This is a genomic window from Nonomuraea sp. AD125B, assembly GCF_041402765.1.
In the GTDB taxonomy this organism is placed as follows: domain Bacteria; phylum Actinomycetota; class Actinomycetes; order Streptosporangiales; family Streptosporangiaceae; genus Nonomuraea; species Nonomuraea bangladeshensis.
In genome coordinates this window covers 242,053-268,102 of record NZ_JBGLOU010000003.1, presented here as the reverse complement: position 1 = coordinate 268,102, position 26,050 = coordinate 242,053, and the positions used below count along the sequence as shown (strand labels likewise).

The window sequence follows — 26,050 nt, the reverse complement described above, 5'->3', positions numbered from 1 at the left end:
AGTCTGTTAGGAATCATGTCAGCAACAATGTGCAGCCTGTCAGGGTGGCGTCGGAAGGGGAGGACGATCCTCGGGGGTGACGGGGGACTCGTGACTACGTATAGTGACATCGCCAATTGCCGGTGAACCGGATGCTCCGGCAAATATCGCGTTCTATGCCCTTCTTCCAGCATGTGGTGGAAGAAGAGGATTGCGGGGGCACGCACGTGCGGGAGAGAGACGGGCGCGCCGACGACAGGACCGTGGCGTCGGCGGCATGCCTCGTAGCCGAGACGAAGCTCATGGCGGCAGTGCTTGAGCCGCCGCAAGGGCGGGAGGCCCGCCCCGGCCGTCATGCACCGTCCGCGACGGTAAGGCCACGCACCAGAATCATGCATCCCGACGTCGAAATCCGGACGGCCGAATATTCACCTGTCCTCCGCGTGTCACCCTGCCCCGCAATCCCTTCTCTCGGGCCGAGAAGGCCGAGGGAACGCTGAAATTCGGTTGAAAAAGAAAGTAACTCATCGAGAACGACGACTAGGGTGGCTGGCTGGAGGCATGGGCCATGCAGCTCATCGAACGTGCAGAGGCACTGGCAAACTTCCGTGACCTTATGGAGAAGGCGGTGGGCGGGACCGGGGGAGTCATGGTGATGACCGGTTTCGGCGCCATGGGTAAGAGTGCGTTACTGCAGGCCTGCGCCAATGAGGCCGGTGCGGCCGGGTTCCTTCTGATGAAAAGTGCCGGGTCGCGTGCGGAACGAATGTTTCCTTTGGGGACCCTGGGACAGCTGTTCCGTTCTGCCGAGTTACCCCCGGAGCTGGCCGACGAGGTGGAGCAGACGCTCGCTCCGGAGCCGATCAACGGGATCTCCGGGGTGCCCGACCCGGTGATGCTCGGCAAGAACCTCACGAACGTCGCGGCGCGGCTGTGCGGGGTCCTCGTGGAGCTCACCAAACGACAGCCGATCCTGCTGTCCGTCGACGACGTGCACAACGCGGACGGCCCGAGCCTGCAGGCCCTGCTCTACATCCAGCGGCGCATGGCGAACGCGCCGCTGCTGCTGGCCGTGACCTCGCTGGCGCAGCGCCGGGCGGTGGACTCCCTGTTCAGCGCCGAGCTCACCGGGCGGCCCAACTGCGTGCAGACGCGGGTCGCCGGATTGTCGCCGGCGGGGGTGGAGGAGCTGCTCCGCGACACGGTGGGCGCCGAGCCCGCGGTCCGGCTGGCCCCGGAGTACCACCGGCTGAGCGGCGGGAACCCCCTCCTCCTGCACGCCATGGTCCAGGACTACTGGGACGTGGCGCAGGGCGGCTGGTCGCCGGAGGGCTCCCAGCCGGGCGTCGGCCGCCATCTCCACCAGGCGGTCCTGTCCTGCCTGCACCGATGGGACCCGCGGATCCTGGACGCGGCCCGCGGCGTCGCCCTGCTCGGGCGCTCGGCCAGCACCGGCTCGGTGGCGCAGCTGCTCGGCGTGAAGCCCGCCTACGTGCTCCCCGCCCTGGAGGCCCTCGACGGGGCGGGGCTGCTGCGGGGCTGCCAGTTCCGGCACCCGACGATGCGCAAGGCCGTACTCCGGGATCTGAGCCCGGACCGGCAGTCCGTCATGTACATGCGGGCGGCGCGGATCATGTACCAGCTCGGCGCCGAGCCGGGGGACATCGCCGACCACCTGCTGGCCTCCAGCCCGGCCGCGCCGGCCGAGGCGGAGCCGTGGATGGTGGCGGTGCTGCGCGAGGCCGCCCAGGTGGCGCTCGTGCAGGACGACCAGGACCGGGCGATCAGCTGCCTGGAGCTGGCCAGGCTCATCAGCGACGACGAAGGCGCGAAGGCGGCGATGCTGACCGAGCTGGCCCAGGCGAACTGGGCCCATCGGCCCGCCGGGGCGCTGCGCTTCCTCGCCCCGCTGGAGGACGCGTACGGACGCGGCCAGCTCGCCACCGCCGACGCCCGCGCCCTCAGCCGCTATCTGCTGTGGCACGGGTGGACCCGCCGGGCGGCCGTCGTCTACGACTGGACGGCGTCCCCGTGCGACACCCCGTCCAGGGAGCACTCCCGGCTCTGCTTCACCCGGGAGTGGGTACGGCTGATCTTCCCGACCATGTTCGTCGAGGGCGAGACCGACGGGCCGGCGGGCGAGGCCGGCCCGGCCGGCCGGGAGTTCTCGCTGAGCAACCTGCTGCTGGGCAAGGCCGAGGAGGACATCGTCGGCGCCGCCCAGGAGCTGCTGGAGAGCTGCAACCTGACCGAGGCGGAGCCGGAGGCGGTCTTCGTCGCGCTGCTCGCCCTCAGCCACACGGGCCGTTACCAGGAGGCGGTGCGGTGGTGCGAGTCGCTCGGCACGGAGGGGGCGGCGCGCGGGCTTCCCCGGTGGACGGCCGCCCTCGCCGCGATCCGGTCGTGGCTGGCGGTCCAGCACGGCGAGCTGGGCGAGGCCCGGCGGTACGCGCGGCAGGCCCTGGGCGCGATGTCGCGGACGAGCTGGGGGGTGGTCCTCGGGTTGCCGCTGATGGTGCTGCTGCGGGCCGCCGTCGCCATGGGTGACCTGGACGAGGCGGGGGAGATCATCAAGCGAGGGGTTCCCGCCGACATGGCGCGGACCACGCTGTGGCCGCTCTTCCTGCAGGCCAGAGGCGACTACTACCTCGCCACGAACCGCCCGCGGGCGGCGTTGAGCGACTTCCACGAGTGCGGTGAGCTGCTGCGCGAATGGGACCTCGACATCCCCGCGCTCGCGGACTGGCGGTGCGCGATCGCCCGTACGTACCTGCAGATCGGCGCGGTCGAGGAGGCGCGGCAGAAGATCACGGAGCAGTTGTCCATACCCGGCGGCACGCACCCGCGGGTGCACGGCCGGGCGTTGCGGCTGCTGGCGTCGGTCACCGAGCTGCGGCAGCGGCCGGCGAGGCTGCAGGAGGCCATGACCCTGCTGCAACGCTCGGGCGACCTGCTGGAGCTCGGCTGGGCATACGCGGATCTGAGCTACGCCTACCAGGAGCTCGGCGACATCACCCGGGCGCGGCTGATGGCCAGGCGGGCCAAGCAGATCGCCAAGGCGTGCGAGGCCGGCCCGCTGTCCGCGCGGCTGCAGCCGCGCGAGGAGGACGGCGGCGGGGACCTGGGCGAGTCGGCGGCGCTCAGCGACGCCGAGCGCCGCGTCGCCGCGCTGGCCGCGTTCGGCTACACCAACAGGGAGATCAGTGAGCGCCTGTTCATCACGGTCAGCACGGTCGAGCAGCACCTCACCCGGGTCTACCGCAAGCTCAACGTGAAGCGGCGCGCCGACCTGCCGACCGAGCTGTCCCTGGGCACGGGGCTGGGCGAGACGGACGTGTCCCGCATGACGGGCCGCGGCACGGGTCAGCCGAGGCGGGCGGTCGGCGGAATGGAGCGCTGATCACACGCTCATCCAGGACTTCGAGGAGTGGCCGGCGTCGCTCAGCAGCGTGTCGAACGCCAGCGGCTGCGGCTCCGGCAGAAGGGTGACCAGCAGGCTGATCTTCCTGATCATGTCCGGTGAGTATTCGCGCACCGGGGTGATCTCTGCCTCGGCCAGGTCCCAGGGGCCGAGGAGCTCTTCCGCGCGCTGCGCGGCCAGCACCGGGTCCAGCCCGTACCAGAGGATGACCGAGGTCAGCAGGTCGCGGCCGGTCCAGTGGTCCGGGATATCGGTGTTGTCGACGAGGGTGGATGGCGCAGTGACCGACGAAAGGAGCATTTGGAACACAGGAGTCCCCCAAATATCAACTCAACTGTTGTTCGCCATGGATGCGGTGCCGATTGCCTCGTGTACGGGGTGCGGATCGCTCCCGCGCCGATGGATCGGGGGCTGGCGGAGCAGCACCCGCAGCCCGTCGGTCAGGTCGGTCACGGACACCAGTCCGGGATTGATCAGCCATTGCGCCATCAGCCCTTGGAGCAGGGTGAGGTAGAGCCGGCCCACCGCGCGTGCGGACTCCTCGTCGAGCGATTCGTCCGCGCCGAGCAGCTTGGCCAGTCCTTCGGGGGCGGCGGCTGACGCGAGCGCGATGCCGAGCCTCTCCCGCAGGTCCGGCGCGTGCTCGGCGATGGTGAGCGCCTCGAAGTTGGCGGCCAGCAGCGGGCGGTTGTGCTGGAAGCTGTCGACGATCTGCTGCCAGGTCCTCTCGAAGCCCGCCAGCGGGTCGGCCGCGTCGTTGTGGACGGTGATCTGCCACAGGTCGGTCCAGTCCTGGACCATCTCGATGAGGGCTTCGCGAAGGAGTGCCTCCTTGGAGCCGAAGTGGTAGCCGATGGAGGCGAGGTTGGCCCCTGAGGCGGCGCTGATGTGCCGGGCGGTGGTGTGTGCGTAACCCCGCTCCACGATGCATCGCTTCGCGCCCTCAAGGAGCTGCTCTCGATGTCCCATGATGTCGATCATAGCACGGTTTATTCATACGTCCGTTCTGTACGCTTGTATGATTCTGGGCATGACGCAGATGAATCCCCCCATCGCGGGCCGTCGCGAATGGCTCGGTCTCGTCGTACTCACCCTTCCCGTGATCTTGCTGTCCAACTCGATCACCATCTTGTTCCTCGCGGTTCCCTGGATCACCGAAGGGCTCAGGCCCGGTGCGTCCGAACTGCTGTGGATCATGGACATCTACACGTTCGTGCTGGCCGGGCTGCTGATACCGATGGGCGCGCTGGGCGACAGGATCGGCCGGCGGCGGGTGCTGCTGGGCGGCGCGGTGCTCTTCGGCATCGGCTCGGCCGCCGCGGCGTACGCCTCCTCGCCCGACCTGCTGATCGCCGCGCGGGCGCTGCTGGGCGTCGGCGCCGCCACCCTCATGCCGTCCACGCTGGCGCTCATCCGGACCCTGTTCCAGGACCCCGCGCAACGCAAGATGGCGGTGGGCATCTGGACCGCCGGCTCGTCGGGAGGCGTGGTGCTGGGGCCGCCGCTGGGCGGCTTCCTGCTGGAGTACTTCTGGTGGGGCTCCGTCTTCCTGCTCAACGTGCCGTTCATGCTGCTGCTGCTGGTCGCCGGGCCGATGCTGCTGCCGGAGTCCAAGGACCCCAGCAAGAAGGGCCGCTTCGACCTGCTCGGCGTGGTGCTGTCGCTGGCCGCGATGCTGCCGCTGATCTACGGGCTGAAGCAGCTGGCCCTGGAGGGGCCGTCGGTCCCGTCGATCGTCACGCTCCTCGCGGGCATCGCCTTCGGCGTGGCGCTGATGTACCAGCAGCGCCGGCGGGCCGACCCGATGATCGACATCGACCTCTTCAGGCGGCCGGTCTTCGCGACCGCGGTGGGAGGGTACGCGCTGGTCATGTTCGCCCTCACCGGCGGCACCTTCCTCGCCTCGCCGTACCTGCAGCAGGTGCTGATGCTGAGCCCGCTGCCCGCGGCGCTGTGGCAGATGCCCGCCGGGGTCGGGGTGATCGTCGCCGCGGTGGTCGCCGGCTACCTCGCGCAGCGGGCCAGGCCCGGTCTGATCTTCGCGGCCGGCCCCCTGCTCATGGCCGTCGGCCTGCTGGTCATGTCGCAGGTCCAGGTGGACTCCGGGCTGGCGGTGCTGGTGCCGGGGATGATCCTGGTGGGCGCGGGCACCGGGATCGTGGCCACGGTGGCGGTGGACATCGTGCTCGGCAGCGTGCCGCAGGAACGGTCGGCGCGGGCCTCCGCGCTCTCGGAGACCAGTCTGGAGCTGGGGACCGCGATGGGCATCGCGCTCATGGGGCTGATCAGCACCGTCGTCTACAGCCGTACGCTGCTGGACACGATGCCGCAGGGGGTGCCGGAGACGGAGAGCGCGGCGGCGTCCGAAACCCTGTCGGCGGCGCTCGCGGTCGCCGCCGACCTGCCCGGGCAGGTCGGCGCCCAGCTCGCCGACGCGGCCCGCTCCGCGTTCACCCTCGGCATGCAGGTGCCGCTCTACCTGACCGCGGCGCTCATGCTGGCGCTGGCCGCCGTCGCGCTGTTCGCGCTGCGCCGCGCCGACATCAAGCACGCGGACGAGGAGCCGTCCGAAGCGCACTGAGGCGCAGGTACGCGGGCTGCTCCGCCGGACGCCCCGGCCCCATACGTGGTTCGCCGGGCCGGGGCGAGGTCCATTAGGGGTTGATCTAGGGGGAATGTCCGCCTCTACCGTGGCGATCGTCCATACGATCGCCGGCTAGGTGGAGGCACCATGCCCGAAGGCGCCAACCCGGCAGCCGACTACGACTTGGGACTGCGCCTGCTCAACGCCCGCGCCATGCAGCGGGTCCTGGGCAGCATGGGCGACCCTTACGCCCTGGTCCTGCGCGGCGCCGACGATCCCTACCCGCTCTACGCGGCGATCCGCGAGCGCGGCCCGATCCACCGCAGCACGACAGGCAGCTGGGTGACCGCGGACCCCGGGGTGATCGCCGAGGTCCTGGCGGACCCGCGGTGGCGGATGTCCGGCCCGGACGGCTCGCCGGCCCCCGAGCAGCCGCTGCCCTTCTACGGGTACGGCACGCCCGGCGCCGAGGCCGACGAGCACACGCGGCTGCGCCCCCACTGGCAGCCCCTGGTCGACCCGGAGGCGCTGGCCGCCCACCGCAAGACCGTCGAGCGGGAGTGCCTGGCCCGCCTCGACCGGCTCGCCGGCGGCGATCTCGTGGCCGACCTCATGGCCGGCTACGCCTGGCCGGTGGCGACCGCCGCCACCGGTGCGCTGCTCGGGGTCCCCGCCGAGGCGCTGCCGCGGTACGCGGAGCTCTGCGCGGACGCGGAGGCGCTGCAGGACTCCCTGCTCGCCGCCCAGCCGCTGGCCCTGGTCCGCCGGATCGAGGACGCCGTGGCCGGGCTCGACGAGCTGTTCGGCGCGGCAGGGGCGGAAGGTTCCGACCGGGCCGTGCGGGTGCTGCTGTCCGTCGCCGCCGTCCCGGCCACCGCGCACCTGGTGGGCAACGCGGTCCACGCGCTGCTGGCCGAGCCCGGAGGATGGGCGGCACTGAGCCGCGATCCCGACCTGGCTGAGGCGGCCGTCGCGGAGACGCTGCGCTACGACCCGCCGGTGCAGGCGGAGATCCGGGTGGCCGCCGCCCCCGTCGAACTGGCCGGGGCGGAACTCCCGGCGGGCGGTCACCTGGTGATGATCACCGCGGCCGCCGGCCGGGACGAGACCCGGCACCCGGAGCCCGGCCGCTTCCGCCTCGACCGGCGGGCCGAGCCGGAGCCGCTCACCTTCGCCGGCGGGCTCCACCACCTCCCGGTCGCCCCGGCGGCGCGTACGCAGGCCGAGGTGGCGCTGCGGATTCTCGCCGAGGCGCGGCCGAACCTGCGGCCGTCCGGCCCGCCGGTGTACCGGCGGCGCGCTCCCGTGGTGCGCGGCCCCGTCGAGCTGCCCGTGCTCGGGCTTGGAGAGTCCTGATGCGTGTCCTGCTGACCTCGTTCGCCCTCGCCTCGCACTACAACTGCCTGGTGCCGCTCGGCTGGGCGCTGGCCGCCGCCGGACACGAGGTCCGGGTGGCCAGCCAGCCCTCGCTGACCGACGCGATCACCGCCTCCGGGCTGACCGCGGTCCCGGTCGGCACCGATCCTGAGCTGGAGGAGGTGCGGGAGCGGCCGGCCGCGGCGATGGGCCCGCCCCAGGTGCACGAGGACCGCGACGAGCCGGTCACCTGGGAGCAGGCTCTGGACTTCGACCTGGTGATCGCGCCGCTGCTGCTGGCCGCCACCAACAACACGGAGATGGTGGACGAGCTGGTCGCCTTCGCCCGGAGCTGGCAGCCCGACCTGGTGATCTGGGAGCCGTTCACGCTGGCCGGCGCGATCGCGGCCGAGGCGTGCGGGGCGGTGCACGTCCGGGCGCTGTGGGGCCTCGACGTGCTGGGCAGCGCCCGCCGTGCCCTCCTGGATCTGCGGGCCCGGCAGCCGAAGGCGCACTGGGAGGACCCGGTGGCCGAGTGGCTGACGCTGACCCTGGCGCGCTTCTCCCGCCCGTACACCGAGGAGGTGACCACCGGGCGGCTCACGATCGACACCACGATGCCGGCCAGCCTGCGGCTGCCGGTCGGGGTGCCGGTGGTGGGCATGCGGACGCTGCCGTACAACGGCCGCTCGGTGATGCCGGACTGGCTGGCCGAGCCGCCCACCCGCCCCCGCGTCTGTTTCACGCTGGGCGGGACCGGCGGCGACTTCCTGCACGACTGGGCGCTCGGCCCGGCCGAGCTGGTGAGCGCGGTGGCCGAGCTGGACGTCGAGGTGGTGGCCACGCTCGACGCCGGGCAGCGCGCCCGCCTGGGCGAGGTGCCGGACAACGTACGCATCGTCGACTTCGTACCGATGAACCTGCTGATGCCGACCTGCGCGGCCGTGGTGCACCACGGAGGGGCCGGCACGTTCAGTGCCGCGCTGCTCAACGGGGTGCCCCAGCTGATGGTCGCGAACACCTGGGACACCCCGGTGAAGGCCAAGCGGCTGGCCGACCAGGGCGCCGGCATCTACATCCCGCCGCCGAAGCTCGACGCCGACGGCTTCAGGGACGCGGTGGCGTCGCTGGTGCACGACCCCGGCCCGAGGGCCGCCGCCGACCGGCTGCGTAAGGAGATGCTCGCGGAGCCCACCCCGGCGGAGCTCGTACCCCGGCTGGAGCGCCTGGTCGCGGAGCACCGCGGTGCCTGAGCCGAGCCGGCGGCCGACCGCGAAGGGCACCGTGCCGTTCGGGGAGTACCGCACCTGGTACCGGGTGAGCGGCGACCTGTCCGGCGGGCGCCCGCCCCTGGTGGTGCTGCACGGCGGGCCCGGCAGCACGCACGACTACCTGGTGCCGCTGTGCGACCTGAGCGACGCCGGCCACCCGGTGATCCTCTACGACCAGCTCGGCAACGGCGGCTCCACCCACCTGCCGGACAAGGGCGCGGACTTCTGGACCGTGCAGCTGTTCCTCGACGAGCTGGACAACCTGCTCACGCGGCTCGGCGTGGCCGGCGACTACCTGCTCTACGGCCACTCCTGGGGCGGCATGCTCGGCGCCACGCACGCCGCGGCCCGCCCGCCCGGCCTGCGCGGGCTGGTCATCGCGAACTCGCCGGCCTCCATGACCACCTGGCGCGCGGAGATGGTACGGCTGCGCGCCACGCTCCCGCCCGAGGTGCAGGAGACGCTGGCCCGGCACGAGGCCGCGGGCACCACCGGCACCCGCGCCTACTTCGACGCCATGCGCGTCTTCTTCGACCGGTACGTGTGCCTGGTGAACCCGTGGCCGCGGGAGTATCAGGCGTCCTTCATGGAGATGCACAACAACCCCACCGTCTACTACACGATGAACGGGCCGACCGAGTTTCACGTCGTCGGCACGCTGCGCGACTGGTCGGTCGAGAAGCTGCTGCCGTCCATCGAGGTGCCGACCCTGATCATCTCCGGGCGGCACGACGAGGCGACCCCCGAGACCGTCCGCCCGTTCGACGACCTCATCCCGGACTCCCGCTGGGAGATCCTCGAGAACTCCAGCCACCTTCCGCACCTGGAGGAACCCGACCGGTTGCGTGAAGTGCTGCTGGCCTACCTCGCCACTGTTGACGGGACCCAACCCGGGACCCGCGCAAGCGACGCCGCGACAGGGAGTTGACATGCCCCGCGTATTACCCGACCTGAACCCGAGCCCCCGTACGGGCCGCCCACGCGCCCTGGTGAGCGGAGTGGCCTCCGACTCGCACACCTGGAACCTGGTCTTCCTGCAGCTGGTCTGCGAGGAGGAGGGCCTGGACGTGGTGAACCTGGGCCCGTGCGTCCCGGACGAGCTGCTGGTCACCGAGTGCGTGGACCAGCGCCCCGACCTCGTCGTGCTCAGCACCGTCAACGGGCACGGCTACCGGGAGGGCCTGCGGGTCCTTCCCAAGCTGCGGGCCCGGCCGGAGCTGGCCGGCGTCCCGATCGTGATGGGCGGCCGCCTCGGGGTGACCGGGCGGCGGGAGGACGACCTCGCCGACGAGCTCACCGCGGCCGGCTGTGACCGGGTCTTCGACCGCGGCGGCCCCGAGGACATCGAGGAGTTCAGGACGCTGGCCGCCGCGGTGGCCTGGAAGGCGGACGACGCCGCGGCGCGGACGCCCGTCCAGTTCGGCTGAGTCCACGGTGGCCGCGGAATTCGGCGGTTTCGTGACCGACACCGCCGCGAGCGGCGAACTGGTGGTGCAGCCCCGGATGGGGTTCGGCGACGTGGCGACCATGCGCGCCGGGTTGCTCGCCACGAAGCGCGCCCGCGCGGCCACCGCCGGCACGATCACCGTGGACAGCTACACCCGGGTGGGCGACCTCGACTCGGCGGCGGCGGCGCTGGCCTCCGGCGCCGCGCTCAACGGCTACCCCCTGGTCAGCCAGGGCGTCGCGGTCAACCGGGAGCTGCTGAGCGGGGTGCGGGACGCCACCTTCCCCGTGCAGGTGCGGCACGGCTCCGCCAACCCCGTCAAGATCTTCGAGGCGCTGCTGGACGCCGGCCTGGACGCCACCGAGGGCGGCCCGGTCTCCTACTGCCTGCCGTACAGCCGGATCCCGCTGAGCCAGGCGGTCGACCACTGGGCCCGCGGCTGCGAGCTGCTGGCCACCCGGGGGCAGGCGGCGGGGAGGGAGCCGCACCTGGAGACCTTCGGCGGCTGCGTGCTGGGCCAGCTCTGCCCTCCCGGTCAGCTCGTCGCGCTCAGCATCCTGGAGGGGATCTTCTTCCAGGCGCACGGCCTGCGTGACATCTCGCTGAGCTACGCCCAGCAGACCAGCCCGGAGCAGGACGTCGAGGCGGTGCTCGCGCTGCGCGCGCTGGCCGAGGAGTTCCTCGCCGGCGTGCGCTGGCACGTGGTCGTCTACGCGTACATGGGGGTCTACCCGGAGACCCCGCGCGGCGCCGCGTCGCTGCTGACCGCCGCCGCCGAGCTGGCCGTGCGCACCGGGGCGGAGCGGCTCATCGTCAAGACCGAGGCGGAGTCCCGGCGCATCCCCACGATCGAGGAGAACGTGGCCGCGCTGGAGCTGGCCGGCACGGCCGCGCGCGCCGCGCGGCCGGTGACGCCGCCGCCGAGCCGTACCGACTCGCAGGTGTACGCCGAGGCGCGGCGGCTCGTCGAGGCCACGCTGGAGCTGCACCAGGACGTGGGCAGGGCGCTGCTGCGCGCGTTCAAGCGGGGTTACCTGGACATCCCCTACTGCGTGCACCCCGACAACAGGGGTGCGGCGCGCAGCCACATCGACGACGACGGCGCGCTGCGCTGGGCGGACGTCGGGGCGCTGCCGCTCGACGGGCTGGTGGCGCGGCGCCGCTCCCGCCCCGTCGGCTCGGCCGAGCTGCTGGACGCGCTCCACTACATCCAGCGCAGGCACGACGGCCGGGCGTACGCGGATGGTGGGGGCGGGCCGGATCACGATGAGGGGTACTAGGGGTGGGGCCGGCCGGTCGGCCGCGGTTAGCGTGCCCTGGTGGACAACGCATCGAGTCACGAGATCGCGATGGTTTTTCCAGGAATGGGACCGACCGGGTTCGCCGACATCGAGCGGTTCGCCACCGAGGTCCCGGTGGCGTGGCGGCTGTTCGCCGAGGCCGACGAAGCGCTCGGCTACCAGGTGCTGGACCGGTTCCGCCAGACGGAGGGCGACTACTCCGAGTACGCCCAGGTGGCCTTCCTGGTCACCTGCCTGGCCCTGGCCGAGTGGGCGGAGCAGGAGGCGCTGCCCGCCCGCCCCGGACTGTGCACCGGGCCGAGCTTCGGGGGCAAGGCGGCCGCCGCCTACGTGGGCTCGCTGAGCTTCGCCGACGCGGTGTGGATGACCGCCCGGCTGGCCCGGTGCGTGGCGGACTACTTCAGCCGGGAGCACCGGAACCTCGTCACCCACTCGTTCGTCCGGGTGAAACCCGAGGTGGCGGAGGAGCTGCTCGGCGAGCTGACCGCGCGCGACCGCGTCGCTGACGTGGCCTGCCGCGTGGACAGGGACTTCTTCATGGTCACGCTGTCGGCGGACGACCTGCCGGGCCTGGAGAAGGGGATCCGCGCCGCCGGCGGCCTGTCGCTCTACACGATGCGGCCGCCGATGCACAGCCCGGCCTTCGCCGGGCTGCGGCGACGAGCGGAGAAGGAGGTCCTGGACGAGCTGGAGTTCGCCGAGCCGCGGCTGCCGGTGATCTCCGACCACGACGGGTCGCTGCTGACCACCGCGGAGCAGGTGCGGAACCTGCTCCTGGACGGCTTCGTCCGCCAGATGCACTGGCCGGGAACGGTCGAGGCGCTGCGCGCCAGGGGAGTGCGGACGGTCTGCGTGGCCGGGCCCGACGCCCTGTTCAGCCGGGTGCCGGCCACCGCGCGGAACTTCGAGGTGGTGCCGGTCGGTCCGAAGCGGCCGCTGCTCGTCGCCGCGGCCCGCGGTGCCGAGCCCCGCTCGTCGCGCGGCGCTGAGTCCGGTGCGGAGCGTGGCTCGGCGGCGGGGTGACCCGGCGGCCTCAGGAGCCTGAACGGGCCGCGCTGAGCGCCGCCCACAAAGCCCCGGGGGTGGTGAAGGTGTCCAGGACGAGTGCCTCCTCGTCGAACTGTACGGCGTAGTCGGCTTCCAGCGTGCTCAACAGTTCCACCGCGCCCATGGAATCCAATCCGAATTCCCGGAGGTTGGTGTCCGCGGTGAGTTCGTCGCCGGAAGACAGCAAGGGGAGGCGGTGCCGCAGCAGCGCCTCAAACTGTTTGTCCCACATGGCCTGCATTATGCCTCAATAACTCGCGCTGAGGAAAAGAAAATGGGCGAAGAAATTCACCGGAACCTCCACGGGCGATTTCTGGGCGGCCTCGCCGCCGCGCCGCGCGGAGCGGCGCTGCGGCTCGGCGAGCGCGCGGTCACCTTCGAGGAGCTGCACGAGCTCGCCCTCGTCTGGGCCGGGTCGCTGCTCCACGGCGGCGTCACGGGCCGCGTAGGGGTGCTCGCGGAGAAGGGGACCACCTCCTACGCAGGGGTGCTCGCGGCGCTGTACGCCGGGGCGACGGTGGTGCCGCTGCACGTCGACTTCCCGCCCGACCGGACGGCGCGGATGATGGCGGCGGCCGGCGTCACCGCGCTGATCGCCGACGGCCGCGGCGCCGCCCTGCTGCCCGAGCTGCGGGAACGCGGCTATTACGGGGCCGCGCTGCTGCCCGAGGGCGGCGGCGAAGGGGGGATCCCGGTGTCGGCCGCGTACGCGTCGGCCGAACCGGTCGCGGTGCCGCCCGACGCCCCCGCCTACATCCTGTTCACCTCCGGCTCGACCGGCCGGCCCAAGGGCGTCGTGCTCACCCACGGCAACCTGCACCACTACTTCGGCGTGCTGGACGGACGCTACGACTTCACCCCCGACGACGCCTTCTCGCAGACCTTCGACCTCACCTTCGACTGCGCGATCTTCGACCTGTTCTGCGCCTGGGGCGCGGGCGCCCCCGCGGTGCCGGTGCCCCCGCGCGGCCACGCCGACCTGCCCGCCTTCCTGGAGCGTCACCGGGTGACCGTGTGGTTCTCCACGCCCAGCGGCATCAGCCTGGCCCGCCGGCTCGGCTCCCTGCGCCCGGACACCCTGCCCGGCCTGCGGTGGAGCTTCTTCGCCGGAGAGGCGCTGCGCTGCCAGGACGTCGAGGACTGGACCCGGGCGGCGCCTTACGCGACGGTCGAGAACCTGTACGGGCCGACCGAGCTGACCGTCACGATCACGGGCCACCGCTGGTCGCCGGAGGGCTCCCCGAAGCTCGCGGTCAACGGCGTCGTGCCGATCGGCGCCGTGCACCCCGGACACCAGGTCCTGCTCGTCACCGAGGACGGCCGGCCGACCGAGGAGGAGGAAGGGGAGCTGTGCGTCACCGGACCGCAGCTCACCCCCGGCTACCTCGACTCGGAGGACGGCGCGGGCCGCTTCCTGGAGCACGAGGGGCACACCTGGTACCGCACCGGCGACCGGGTGCGGCGGCTCCCCGGGGACGAGCTGTGCTACCTCGGCCGCCGGGACGCCCAGGTGCAGGTGCAGGGCTGGCGGGTGGAGCTCGCGGAGATCGAGCACGCGCTGCTGGCCGCCGGCGACGGGGTGGCCGAGGCGGCCGCGGTGGGGGTGGACGGCGCGGCCGGCACGGAGCTGGTGGTGTTCTACACCGGCGAGCCGCGCCCGCCGGTCGAGCTGGCCAACCGGCTGCGCCGCACGCTGCCGCACGGCATGGTGCCCAAGCGCTATCACCACCTCGACGAACTCCCGCTGAACGCCAACCGCAAGGTGGACAGAAAGGCGCTCACCGAGCGCGCAGGCGAACTGCTACACGCCGACAACAATTGGTCTTAGGGGGCGGCTAGGGGTTAGTCGGACTCCCAACACTTACGTAGTTTGGTGGCGCAACCGAAAGGGTGAGAACCATCAAGCCCGGTGAGCTCAACGCTCCTGATAATCCTAGGTTGGTAATGGACAACGAAGAGAAACTTGTCAATTACCTGAAAAGGGCGACGGCGGATCTGCGGGAGTCCAGGCGGCGGTTGCAGGCCGCCGAGGACCGCCTGCGGGAGCTGGGCGCAGGCCCGGACGGCGGCGTGCCGATCGCGATCGTCGGCATGGCCTGCCGCTACCCGGGCGGGGTGACCGCGCCCGAGGACCTGTGGCGGTTGCTCACCGACGAGGTGGACGCGGTCACGCCCATGCCCGCCGCCGACCGCGGCTGGGACGTCGACGCGATCTACGACCCGGAGCGCGGCAAACCGGGCAAGACCTACACCCGCGAGGGCGGCTTCCTCCGCGACGTGGCCGACTTCGAGCCGGAGTTCTTCGGCATCGGCCCCAACGAGGCCACCGCCATGGACCCGCAGCAGCGGCTCCTGCTGGAGACCACCTGGGAGGCGGTGGAGCGCGCCGGGATCGACCCGACGGCGCTGCGCGGCAGCCGTACCGGGGTGTTCGTCGGCGTCATGTACGGCGACTACGGCTCGCGCAGCGACCGGATACCCCGCGGCGTGCAGGGCTTCATCGCGCACGGCAGCCACCACAGCGTGGCGTCCGGGCGGATCTCCTACCTGTACGGCTTCGAGGGGCCCGCGGTCACCGTGGACACCGCGTGCTCGTCGTCGCTGGTGGCGCTGCACCTGGCGGCGCAGGCGCTGCGCGGCGGCGAGTGCGAGCTGGCGCTGGCCGGCGGCGCCACTGTGCTGTCCACCACCGAGCTGTTCGTCGACTCCGCCCGGCAGGGCGTGCTCTCCCCGGACGGCCGCTGCAAGTCGTTCGCCGACGCCGCCGACGGGGTCGGCTGGGGCGAAGGCGTCGGCCTGCTGCTGCTGGAACGGCTCTCCGACGCGCGGCGGCACGGGCACCCCGTACTGGCCGTGATCCGCGGCTCCGCAGTGAACCAGGACGGCGCCAGCAGCGGCCTGACCGCGCCGAACGGCCCCTCCCAGGAGCGGGTCATCGGCGCCGCGCTGTCCGCGGCGGGCCTGACGCCCGCGGACGTTGACGTCGTGGAAGGGCACGGATCGGGGACCGGGCTGGGCGACCCCATCGAGGCCCAGGCGTTGCTGGCGACCTATGGGCAGGGCCGCGACCGGCCGCTGCTGCTGGGGTCGGTGAAGTCGAACATCGGCCACGCCCAGGCGGCGTCCGGCGCCGCCGGCGTCATCAAGATGGTGCTCGCGATGCGGCACGGCACGCTCCCCAAGACGCTGCACGTGGACGCGCCGAGCCAGGAAGTGGACTGGTCCGCCGGCTCCGTGGAGCTGCTGACCGAGGCCCGGCCGTGGACCCGCGACGGCCGTCCGCGCCGCGCCGGGGTCTCCGCGTTCGGGGTCAGCGGCACCAACGCCCACGTCATCCTCGAAGAGGCGCCGGACGAGGCCGCCCCGGCGGAGCCCGCTGACCGCACGCCTGCCGTGCTGCCGGTGGTCGTGTCGGCCAAGTCCGAGGCGGCGCTCCGCGCACAGGCCGACCGGCTGGCCGCTTTCCTCGCCGAGCCCGGCGCCGGCGCCGACGCCGACCTGGCGGACGTGGCGGCGGCGCTGACCCGGCGGGCGGCGCTGCCGCATCGCGCCGCGCTGGCGGCCGACGACCGGGACGCTCTGCTCGCCGCGCTGCGCGGCCTGGCCGCGGGCGAGCCGCCGTCCGGCGTGACCGTCGAGACGGCTCGGACCGGGCGGCTGGGCCTGGTGTTCTCCGGACAGGGCGCGCAACGGCTCGGCATGGGCCGCGGCCTGTACGCGCGCTTCGGCGTGTTCGCGCGGGCCTTCGACGAGGCGGCCGAGCTCCTGACGGCAGAGCTGGGCACGTTCTCCGGCGGGTCGCCCGGGCTCGGGCTGCGTGAGGTGCTGGCGCCCGCGTCCCAGGACGAGGAGACGGCCGCCGCCCTGAACCAGACGGTGTTCGCGCAGGCGGGGCTGTTCGCCTTTGAGACGGCGTTGTACCGGTTGCTGGAGTCGTTCGGGGTCCGGCCTGATTTCGTGGCCGGGCATTCGCTGGGGGAGATCAGCGCGGCGCATGTGGCCGGGGTGCTGGATCTGGCGGACGCGTGCCGGTTGGTGGCGGCTCGTGGCCGGTTGATGCAGGCGTTGCCGGCTGGTGGCGCGATGGCGGCGATCGGCTGTGGCGAGGACGAGATCGTCCCGGTGCTGCACGGCGACGTCTCGGTGGCGGCGGTGAACGCGCCCGGTGCGGTGGTGGTCTCGGGTGCGGCCGATCAGGTCGCCGAGGTCGTGGAGTGGGCGCGGGAGCGCGGGTACCGGACGCGGCCGTTGCGGGTGTCGCACGCGTTCCACTCGCCGTTGATGGAGCCGATGCTGGCCGAGTTCGAGCAGGTCGTGGCGGGGTTGACGCTGCGGCGGCCGGAGCTGGCGCTGGTGTCGAACGTCTCGGGTGAGTTGGCCGGTGACGAAGTCATCGAGCCTGGCTACTGGGTGGAGCACGTGCGGCGGCCGGTGCGGTTCGCCGACGGCGTCCAGGTCATGCGGCAGCGCGGGGTCACCCACTTCCTGGAGGTCGGCCCCGACGCGCAGCTCGCCCCCATGGTCGAGGAGATCCTCGCTGACGGCGGCCGAACGGCCCCGGTGGTGCCGCTGCTGCGCCGCGACCGCGACGAGGTGGCCCACTTCGGCGCCGCGCTCGGCGCGGCCTGGGCCGGCGGCGTGGGCGTGGACTGGGCTCCCTGGTTCGCCGACCGGGAGACCCCGCCCCGGCCCGTCACCCTGCCCACGTACGCGTTCCAGCGGCGCCGGTTCTGGCTGGAGGCGCACCGGTCGGGGGACGTGTCGGCGGTCGGTCAGTCGCCTGTCGAGCACCCGCTGCTCGCCGCCGCGGTGACCCACCCGGACGGCGCCGTCACCCTCACCGGGCAGCTGTCCCCGCGTACCCAGCGCTGGCTGACCGACCACACGATGAACGGCACCGTGATCTTCCCCGGGACCGGCTTCGTGGAGCTGGCGATCCGCGCCGGCGACGAGGTGGACTGCGGCCGGCTGGACGACCTCGTCCTGGAGACCCCGCTGGTCGTCCCCACCGACACCGGGGACGGCGTGGCCGTACAGGTCGCCGTAGGGGCCCCGGACGATGAGGGCCGCCGCACCGTGGAGATCCACTCGACGGCCGGCGAAGGCTGGATCCGGCACGCCCAGGGCACGCTGGCCCCCGCCACGGCCGACGGCGCGACCCTCACCGCGTGGCCGCCCCCGGACGCGCGGCCCGTGGACGTCGACGGGCTCGACGACCGGCTGGCCGAGCGCGGCTACGAGTACGGCCCCGCGTTCCGCGCGCTGCGCGCCGCCTGGCGACGCGGCGACGAGCTCTACGCCGAGGTGGCGCTGCCGGAGGGGGTGGAGTCCGCCGGGTACGGCGCGCACCCCGCGCTGCTGGACGCCGCGCTGCGGGTGGGCCTGCTGCCCGAGATGGACGCGGAGACGCCCGAAGGGCGGCCGGTGGTCCCGTTCGCCTGGCGCGGGGTCGAGCTGCACGCCACCGGCGCCGCCGCGGCCCGGGTACGGCTGCGCCCCGACGACAGCGCCGGCGCGGGAGCCGTACGGCTGGACCTGGCCGACGCGACGGGCAGCCCGCTGGCCACGGTGACCTCGCTCGAATCCCGCCCGCTCGCCGCCGACCTCCCGGCCGGCGTCGGGACGGCGACGCGCCCGCTCTACGAGGTGGAGTGGCGGCCGCTGGCCGCGCCCGAGGGCACGCCCGCGCGGGACGCCGTCGCCGCGGCCGAGGTGCACGTGGCCGCCTGCGACGACACCGTGGCGGCCACGCCCGAGCGGGTACGCCACGCCGTGGCGGCCACGCTGGAGCGCGTACGGAGCTGGCTGGCCGCCGAGCCCTCCGCCGAGGACACCCTGGTGATCGCGACCAGGGGCGCGGTCGCCCTCGACGGCGCGGCGCCGGACGTGGCGCAGGCGGCGGTGTGGGGGCTGGCCAGGGCCGCCAGGGAAGAGAGCCAGGGACGGATCGTCCTGGTCGACCTGGACCCCGAGCTGGACCCGGACCGCGCCGCGATCGACGAGGCCGCGGCGGCCGCGCTGCACGCCGGAGAGCCCGAGGCTGCGGTCCGCGCCGGCCGGTTCTGGGCGCCCCGGCTGACCCGCCTCGACGCCGGGACCGGCGGCGCGGCCTGGCCCGCCGAGGGCACCACGCTGATCACCGGCGGCACCGGCGGCCTGGGCGCACTGCTGGCCCGGCACCTGGTCACCGAGCACGGGGTGCGGCACCTGGTGCTGACCAGCCGCCGCGGCCTCGACGCGCCCGGCGCGGCCGAGCTGCGCGAGGAGCTGACCGGGCTGGGCGCCGAAGTGACCGTGGCCGCCTGCGACGTGGCCGACCGCGCCGCGCTCGCCGCGCTCCTGGACGAGGTTCCCTCGCTCGCCGCCGTGGTGCACGCGGCCGGAGTGCTGGCCGACGGCACCGTCCCCGCGCTCGACGACGAGCGGCTGACGCGGGTGCTGCGGCCCAAGGTGGACGCCGCCTGGCACCTCCACGAGCTGACCCGCGACCACGACCTGCGGGCGTTCGTGCTGTTCTCCTCGACGACCGGGCTGATGGACTCCGCCGGGCAGGGCAACTACGCGGCGGCCAACGCCGCGCTGGACGCGCTCGCCGTACGGCGGGCCGCCGACGGGCTCCCGGCGATCTCGATGATCTGGGGGGCGTGGGAGACGGAACGCGGCATGGCGGGCCGGTTGGACGGCCGTCAGACCGCCCGTCTGGCCGCCTCCGGGATGCGACCGCTCACCGCCGCGGAGGGGCTGGCCCTGTTCGACGCGGCGCTGACCGCGGGGCACCCCGCGCCCGTGGCCTGCCGGCTGGACCTCGCCGCGCTGCGCGGCCGGGACACCGAGCCGCCCGCGCTGCTGCGCGCGCTCGCCGGCCGCCGGCCCGCCCGTGCCGCCGCGGCCGCGCCCGGCTCGCTCGCCGACCGGCTGGACCGGATGTCCCCGGCGGAGCGGCGCGAGCTGCTGCTGGGCGTGGTCCGCGCCGAGGCCGCCGGCGTGCTGGGGTACGACACGGCCGAGTCGGTGCCGGTGGACCGGGCCTTCCAGGAGCTGGGCTTCGACTCGCTGTCCGGGGTGGAGCTGCGCAACAGGCTGGGCCGGCGGGTCGGCGTGGCGCTGTCGGCGACGCTGGTCTTCGACCACCCGACGGTGACCGCCCTGGCGGCCTTCCTGGCCGACCGGTCCGGGGAGAAGCCGGAACCGGCGCCGGTGGCGGCACCCGCCGTCACGGCCGATCCCATCGCGATCGTGGGGCTCGCCTGCCGGTATCCGGGCGGCGTGGAGTCCCCGGAAGACCTCTGGCGGCTGCTGACCGAGGGCGGCGACGCCGTGGGCGAGTTCCCCGCCGACCGCGGCTGGGACCTCGGCTCGCTGTTCCACCGGGACCCCGCGCACGAGGGGACCTCGTACGCGAGGGAGGCCGCCTTCCTGTACGGCGCCGCCGACTTCGACCCGGACTTCTTCGGGATCAGCCCGCGCGAGGCGGCGGAGATGGACCCGCAGGAACGGCAGTTCCTTGAGGTGTCCTGGACCGCGCTGGAGCGGGCCGGGATCGACCCGACGTCGCTGCGGGAGACCAGCGCCGGGGTGTTCGCCGGCGTGATGTACCACGACTACGTGCCGGCCGGCGCCGGCGGCGCGACGGTCTCCGGGCGGGTCTCCTACACTCTCGGCCTGCGCGGCCCCGCGCTCTCCGTGGACACCGCCTGCTCGTCCTCGCTGGTGGCGCTGCACCTGGCCGCCGACGCGCTGCGGCGCGGCGAGTGCGACCTGGCGCTGGCGGGCGGGGTGACGGTGATGGCCACCCCGGGCGCGTTCGTGGAGTTCTCGCGGCAGCGGGGCCTGGCCGCGAACGGCCGCTGCAAGGCGTTCGCCGAGGCGGCTGACGGTGTCGGCTGGGGCGAAGGCGTCGGTGTGCTGGTGGTGGAGCGGCTTTCGGACGCTCGCCGCAACGGGCACCAGGTCCTGGCGGTGCTGGCCGGCAGCGCGGTCAACCAGGACGGTGCCTCCAACGGGCTGACCGCGCCGAACGGCCCCTCTCAGGAGCGGGTGATCGCTCAGGCGCTGGCTTCGGCGGGGATCGGTCCCGCACAGGTGGACGTGGTCGAAGGACACGGCACCGGCACCGCGCTGGGCGACCCGATCGAGGCCCAGGCGCTGCTGGCCGCCTATGGCCAGGACCGGCAGTCGCCGTTGTGGCTGGGGTCGGTGAAGTCCAACCTGGGCCACACCCAGGCGGCGGCCGGAGTCGCCGGCATCATCAAGATGATCTTGGCGATGCGGCACGGCGTGCTGCCCAAGACGCTGCACGTGGACGCGCCGTCGTCCAAGGTGGACTGGTCGGGCGGGGCGGTGGAACTGCTCACCGAACCTCAGCCCTGGCCGCGCGCCGCGGACCGGCCGCGCCGGGCGGGAGTGTCGTCGTTCGGCATCTCCGGCACCAACGCCCACGTGATCCTGGAAGAACCACCCGCTGAGGAGCCGTCGCCGGCGAGCGTGCCGGACACGCTCCCGCTGCTTCCGGTGCTGCTGTCGGCCAAGAGCGAGGCCGCGCTGCGGACGCAGGCCGACCGGCTGGCCGGTTTCATGGATGAGCACGACGACGCCGAGCTGCTGGACGTGGCCGCCGAGCTGACCCGGAGGGCCGGCCTGCCGCGGCGCGCGGCCGTACTGGGCGAGTCCCGGGACGCCGCGGTGGCGGGGCTGCGCGCGCTGGCCGCCGGTGAGCAGGCCGCGGAGCTCGTCCGCGGTCTCGTGCACGACGGCGCCGACCAGCCGGTGTTCGTCTTCCCCGGGCAGGGCGGTCAGTGGCCCGGCATGGCGGTCGAGCTGCTGGAGTCCTCGCCCGCGTTCGCCGAGGCTCTGGAGCGCTGCGCCGCGGAGGTCGAGGCGCTGGTGGACTGGCGGGTGCGCGAGGCGCTGGGCGACGCCCGGATGCTCGACCGGGTCGACGTGGTCCAGCCGGTGCTCTGGGCCGTCATGGTGGCGCTGGCGGAGACCTGGCGCGCGGCCGGCGTCGAGCCGGCCGCGGTGGTCGGCCACTCGCAGGGAGAGATCGCCGCCGCCTGCGTGGCCGGGGCGCTGTCGCTGGCCGACGGGGCGCGGGTGGTGGTGACGCGCGCCCGCGCGGTCGCCGAACGCCTGTCCGGCCAGAACGGCGGCATGATGTCGGTGGCGCTGCCCGCCGAACGGGTGACCGAGCTGCTCGCCGAGTACGGCGACGCCGTGTCGGTGGCCGTGGTGAACGGGCCCGGCTCGGTGGCGCTGGCCGGCGACGGCGCGGCGCTGGACGCGCTGGAGGCCCGGCTGCGGGCGGAGGGCGTCCGCGTCAAGCGGCTGGCCGTGGACTACGCCTCGCACGGCGCGCAGGTGGAAGTGCTGCGCGAACCGCTGCTGCGCGACCTGGCGGGGCTGCGCCCGCAGACCGCCCGGGTGCCCTTCTACTCGACGGTGGTCGCGGCCGAGCTGGACACCGCCGGGCTCGACGCCGAGTACTGGTACACGAACCTGCGGCGGACCGTACGGTTCGCGGAGACCACCCGGGCGCTGCTGGCCCGCGGCCGCCGGCTGTTCCTGGAGATGAGCCCCCATCCGATGCTCACTCCGGCGATCGAGGAGACCGCCGCAGCGGACGGCGTGGACGTGGCCGCGCTGGGCACGCTGCGCCGTGACGAGGGCGGCCGGTTCACCACGGCGCTGGCCGAGGCGTGGCTGCGCGGCGTGCCGGTGGACTGGCAGAAGGTCCTGCCGGCCGCGCGGCGGCGCGCGGAACTGCCCACCTATCCCTTCCAGCACGACAGGTACTGGAAGCCGGCCACCCCGGCAGGACCGGCCGGGCTGAGCGCCGCAGGGCTGGACTCCGCCGACCACCCGCTGCTCGCCGCCGTGCTGGACGAGCCGGACGGCGACGGGCTGGTCTTCTCCGGCCGGCTGTCCGTCGCGGGTCAGCCGTGGCTCGCCGACCACAAGGTGGCCGACCGGATCGTGGTGCCCGGCGCCGCGCTGGTGGAGATGGCGTTGCACGCCGCCGACCGGGCCGGCTGCGACCTGCTGGAGGAGCTGATCCTGGAACGCCCGCTGGTGCTGCCCGACGACGGCGCGACCAGGGTGCGCGTGGTGGTCGGCGCCGCCGAGAACGGCCACCGGCAGATCTCCGTGTACGCCGCGCCGGCCTCGGCCGACCCGGCCGCCGCGGCGACCACCGCGTGGACCCGGCACGCCACCGGAACCCTCGCGAAGACCGCCGACGCCGAGCCGCCCGCCACACAGCAGCCCGGCTCGGCCTGGCCGCCGGCGGACGCGCGGCAGCTGGACGTCGACGAGCTGTACGAGACCCTGGACGCCGGCGGGTACGGCTACGGGCCGGCGTTCCGCGGTCTGCGCCGTGCCTGGGGCCGTGGCGACGAGATCTTCGCCGAGGTCGCGCTGCCCGATGCGGTCGCCGCCGAGGCGGACCGGTTCGGGATCCATCCGGCGCTGCTCGACGCCGCGCTGCACACCGCCGGGCTCCTCGACGACGACGCCTCCGGCGCGCCCCGGCTGCCGTTCACCTGGCGCGGCGTACGGCTGCGCACCACAGGCGCCACGGCGGCACGGGTACGGCTGCGTGGCGTCGCCGACCGGCCCGGTTCCGACCCGGGGACGACGGACCGCTTCGCCATCGAGCTGGCCGACTCCGCAGGGGCCCCGATGGCCTCGGTGGACGCCATGGTGGTGCGCGCGGTGACCGATGGAGAGCTGGCGCACGCCGCGGCGGTGAACGTCGCGCTGCCCCGGCTCACCTGGACACCACTGCCCTCGGCGGCGTCGGCGCCCGAGCCGCTCGTCAACGGCGCGGGTTCGGCCAACGGAGCGGGCTCGGCCAACGGAGCGGCCCTCCTGCGGGCCGACGGCGCCGTACCCCCGGATCTTGAGGTGTTCGACGTTCCCCGCGACAGCGGCGAGGACCCGGTGGCCGCCGCTCACGCGGCCACCGGGGCCACCCTGGCCGCGCTGCGCGGGTGGCTGTCCGGCGACCGGCCGGACGGCGCCCGGCTGGCCGTGGTCACCCAGCGTGCGGCGGCGGTCCTCCCCGGAGAGGACGCCGACCCGGCGCACGCGGCGGCCGCCGGCCTGGTGCGTGCCGCGCAGGCGGAGCATCCCGACCGGTTCGTCCTGGTCGACACCGACGGGCAGGAGCCGGCGTGGGCGGCGGTACGGGCGGCCATCGACGCGGGCGAGCCGGAGCTGGCGCTGCGCGCCGGCACGGTTCACGCGCCGCGGCTGGCCCGCGACGCCGACGCGCTCGTGCCCCCGGCCGGGCCGTGGCGGCTGGCCACCACCGGCAAGGGCACGCTGTCCAACCTCGCCCTGCTGCCGGCGCCGGAGGCGAACCGCCCGCTGGCTCCCACCGAGGTACGGCTGGCGCCCCGCGTCGCCGGGATCAACTTCCACGACCTGGTCGTCGCCCTCGACATGATCACCGAGGAGGACGACGGCCTGATCGGCGAGGCCGCCGGCGTCGTGCTCGAAGTCGGCTCCGCCGTCACCGACCTGCGCCCTGGCGACCGGGTGACCGGCCTGGTCGACGGCGGCGCCGGCACCGTGGCCATCAGCGACCGGCGGCTGCTCGTCCCGATCCCGGACGACTGGTCGTTCACCACGGCCGCGGTGCTGCCGATCGTCAACCTCACCGCCTACTACGGCCTGGTCGACCTGGCCGGCGTGAGCCCGGGGGACCGGGTGCTGGTCCACGCGGGCGCGGGCGGAGTCGGCCTGGCCGCGATCCAGCTCGCCCAGCACCTGGGCGCGGAGGTCTACGCGACCGCGTCGCCCGCCAAGTGGCCCGTGCTGCGCGCGCTCGGCCTGGACGAGGCCCACCTGGCCTCCTCCAGAGACCTCGGTTTCCGTGAGAAGTTCCTGGCCGTCACCGGCGGCGCGGGGATGGACGTGGTGCTCAACTCGCTGGCCAGGGAGTTCGTCGACGCCTCGCTGGAGCTGCTGCCTCGCGGCGGCCACTTCCTGGAGATGGGCAAGACCGACATCAGGCAGGCGGACGAGGTGGCCGCCGCCCATCCGGGGGTCGTCTACCGGGCGTACGACATGGTGGCCCAGTCACGCACCCAGCACCCGGAGGGCACCCCGGAGCGCGTCCAGGAGATCCTCGCCGAGGTCGTGCGGCTGTACGAGCACGAGGTGCTGCGGCCGTCCCCCGTCACCGTCTGGGACGCCCGGCGCGCCAAGGACGCCTTCCGTCACCTCCAGCAGGCCCGTCACGTCGGCAAGCTCGCGCTGACCGTGCCTCGGGAGCTCGACCCGGACGGCACCGTACTGATCACCGGCGGAACCGGCGTCATCGCCGGCCACGTCGCCCGCCACCTGGTGACCCGGTACGGCGCGCGGCACCTCCTGCTGGTCACCCGGCGCGGCATCGACGCGCCCGGAGCCGCCGAGCTCCGCGACGAGCTGGCCGGGCTGGGCGCCTCGGCACGGGTCGAGTCCTGCGACGTGGCCGACCGGGACGCCCTCGCCGCGCTGCTCGCCGGCATCCCGGCGGAGCACCCGCTCACCGGGGTGGTGCACGCGGCCGGCGTGCTCGACGACGCCACGATCGCCTCGCTCACCCCTGACCGGCTCGCCGCGGTGCTGCGCCCCAAGGCCGACAGCGCCTGGCACCTCCACGACCTGACCCGGAGGCACGACGTCGCCCTGTTCGTCATGTTCTCCTCGGCCGCCGGGCTGCTCGGCTCTCCCGGGCAGGGCAACTACGCCGCGGGGAACGCCTTCCTGGACGCCCTCGCCCAGCACCGCCGCCACCTCGGCCTGCCCGGCCACTCGCTGGCCTGGGGGCTGTGGGCGGAACGCAGCGCGATGACCGCCCACGTGGGCACGGGCGACTCGGCGCGGCTGGCCGCGAGCGGGCTGCGTGAGCTCGACACCGAGACCGGACTGCGCCGCTTCGACGCCGCCGTCTCCGGGGACGCCCCCGTGGTGCTCGCCGCGGACGTGGACGCGGACGCGCTGTCCGGCCGGCCGGTGCCGCCGGTGCTGCGTGGCCTGGTGGCCGCGCCGGCCCGGCGACGGGCCGCGGCCGACGCGCCCACGGCCGAGGAGTCGCTGGCCGACAGACTGGCGGGGCTGCTCCCGGCCGAACAGCGCCGCATCCTCCTCGACCTGGTCCGCTCGCACGTGGCGGCGGTGCTCGGGCACGCGAGCGTGGACGCGGTCGCGGCGGATCGGGCCTTCGCCGAGCTGGGCTTCGACTCGCTGACCGCGGTCGAGCTGCGGAACCGGCTGGCCGAGGCGGCAGGGCTGCGCCTCCCGGCGACGCTGGTCTTCGACCACCCCAACCCGGAGGCGCTGGTGACGTTCCTCCTGGAGGAACTCGACCCGGAGCACGCCGACCCGGCGCGCGCCGTGCTCGACGAACTCGAACGGCTGGAGGCCACCATGGCCGAACCGCTCGCCGAGGCCCCGGCCGCGCAGGCCGACGTGGAGGCGGTGGCGGCCCGGCTGGAGGCGCTGGCCCGCCGGTGGCGGGAGGCGCACCGCCGTACCGACGGCGACGGAGCTCCGCGCGACCAGGTGCGGGATCTCGCCGCGGCGACCGACGAGGAGCTGTTCGCGATGCTGGACAGCGAGCTGGGCGGCCCGGACGGGACGTCCTGAACACGGGGG

The 26,050-nt window shown here is 74.0% G+C and carries 13 protein-coding genes; 10 read left to right on the top strand and 3 right to left on the bottom strand.

Annotation, left to right across the window (positions count from 1 at the left end):
* Positions 1-547: 547 nt before the first annotated feature.
* Positions 548-3,379 carry an AAA family ATPase gene (locus ACBR40_RS10355; RefSeq protein ID WP_371248504.1) on the top strand — a complete coding sequence of 944 codons (2,832 nt, stop codon included), beginning with the start codon at positions 548-550 and terminating at the stop codon, positions 3,377-3,379.
* On the opposite strand, the gene ACBR40_RS10350 is transcribed toward ACBR40_RS10355, so the two are convergent.
* Together ACBR40_RS10350 and ACBR40_RS10345 are read right to left on the bottom strand one after the other, a co-directional pair.
* Positions 3,380-3,700 carry a hypothetical protein gene (locus ACBR40_RS10350; protein ID WP_344206824.1) on the bottom strand — a complete coding sequence of 107 codons (321 nt, stop codon included), beginning with the start codon at positions 3,698-3,700 and terminating at the stop codon, positions 3,380-3,382. It lies immediately after the preceding gene.
* Between the two features lie 30 nt (positions 3,701-3,730).
* Positions 3,731-4,369: a TetR/AcrR family transcriptional regulator gene (locus tag ACBR40_RS10345; RefSeq protein WP_371248503.1), complete on the bottom strand. Its 639-nt coding sequence runs from the start codon at positions 4,367-4,369 to the stop codon at positions 3,731-3,733.
* Between the two features lie 61 nt (positions 4,370-4,430).
* Between ACBR40_RS10345 and ACBR40_RS10340 the strand changes: the two genes are divergently transcribed.
* The 7 genes from ACBR40_RS10340 to ACBR40_RS10310 all read left to right on the top strand — a co-directional run bounded on the left by ACBR40_RS10340 (position 4,431) and on the right by ACBR40_RS10310 (position 12,382).
* On the top strand, positions 4,431-5,981 hold the full coding sequence (locus ACBR40_RS10340; RefSeq protein ID WP_371248502.1) for an MFS transporter: 1,551 nt from the start codon (positions 4,431-4,433) through the stop codon (positions 5,979-5,981).
* Between the two features lie 150 nt (positions 5,982-6,131).
* Positions 6,132-7,340 (top strand): P450-derived glycosyltransferase activator, encoded by a 1,209-nt coding sequence (locus ACBR40_RS10335; protein WP_371248501.1) that lies wholly within the window; start codon positions 6,132-6,134, stop codon positions 7,338-7,340.
* Complete coding sequence (locus ACBR40_RS10330) at positions 7,340-8,593, top strand: activator-dependent family glycosyltransferase (RefSeq protein ID WP_371248500.1); 1,254 nt, start codon at positions 7,340-7,342, stop codon at positions 8,591-8,593. Before ACBR40_RS10335 ends, ACBR40_RS10330 begins: the two co-directional genes overlap by 1 nt.
* The gene (locus ACBR40_RS10325; RefSeq protein ID WP_344206829.1) at positions 8,586-9,539 is read left to right on the top strand and encodes a proline iminopeptidase-family hydrolase; all 954 of its coding nucleotides are present in this window, start codon (positions 8,586-8,588) and stop codon (positions 9,537-9,539) included. Before ACBR40_RS10330 ends, ACBR40_RS10325 begins: the two co-directional genes overlap by 8 nt.
* A gap of 1 nt (position 9,540) precedes the next feature.
* Positions 9,541-10,038 (top strand): cobalamin-dependent protein, encoded by a 498-nt coding sequence (locus ACBR40_RS10320; protein ID WP_344206830.1) that lies wholly within the window; start codon positions 9,541-9,543, stop codon positions 10,036-10,038.
* A gap of 7 nt (positions 10,039-10,045) precedes the next feature.
* Positions 10,046-11,338: a methylaspartate mutase gene (locus tag ACBR40_RS10315; RefSeq protein WP_371248499.1), complete on the top strand. Its 1,293-nt coding sequence runs from the start codon at positions 10,046-10,048 to the stop codon at positions 11,336-11,338.
* Positions 11,339-11,377: 39 nt separating this feature from the next.
* A complete protein-coding gene (locus ACBR40_RS10310) occupies positions 11,378-12,382 on the top strand; it encodes an ACP S-malonyltransferase (protein ID WP_371248498.1) in 1,005 nt (334 codons plus the stop codon).
* Between the two features lie 10 nt (positions 12,383-12,392).
* Here ACBR40_RS10310 and ACBR40_RS10305 read toward each other — a convergent pair whose 3' ends face one another.
* Complete coding sequence (locus ACBR40_RS10305) at positions 12,393-12,638, bottom strand: acyl carrier protein (RefSeq protein ID WP_344206833.1); 246 nt, start codon at positions 12,636-12,638, stop codon at positions 12,393-12,395.
* Positions 12,639-12,680: 42 nt separating this feature from the next.
* Between ACBR40_RS10305 and ACBR40_RS10300 the strand changes: the two genes are divergently transcribed.
* Together ACBR40_RS10300 and ACBR40_RS10295 are read left to right on the top strand one after the other, a co-directional pair.
* Entirely contained in the window at positions 12,681-14,234 is a 1,554-nt protein-coding gene (locus ACBR40_RS10300; protein WP_371248497.1) for an AMP-binding protein, read from the top strand.
* Positions 14,235-14,350: 116 nt separating this feature from the next.
* Positions 14,351-26,041 (top strand): SDR family NAD(P)-dependent oxidoreductase, encoded by an 11,691-nt coding sequence (locus ACBR40_RS10295; protein WP_371248496.1) that lies wholly within the window; start codon positions 14,351-14,353, stop codon positions 26,039-26,041.
* The last annotated feature ends 9 nt before the right edge of the window (positions 26,042-26,050 follow it).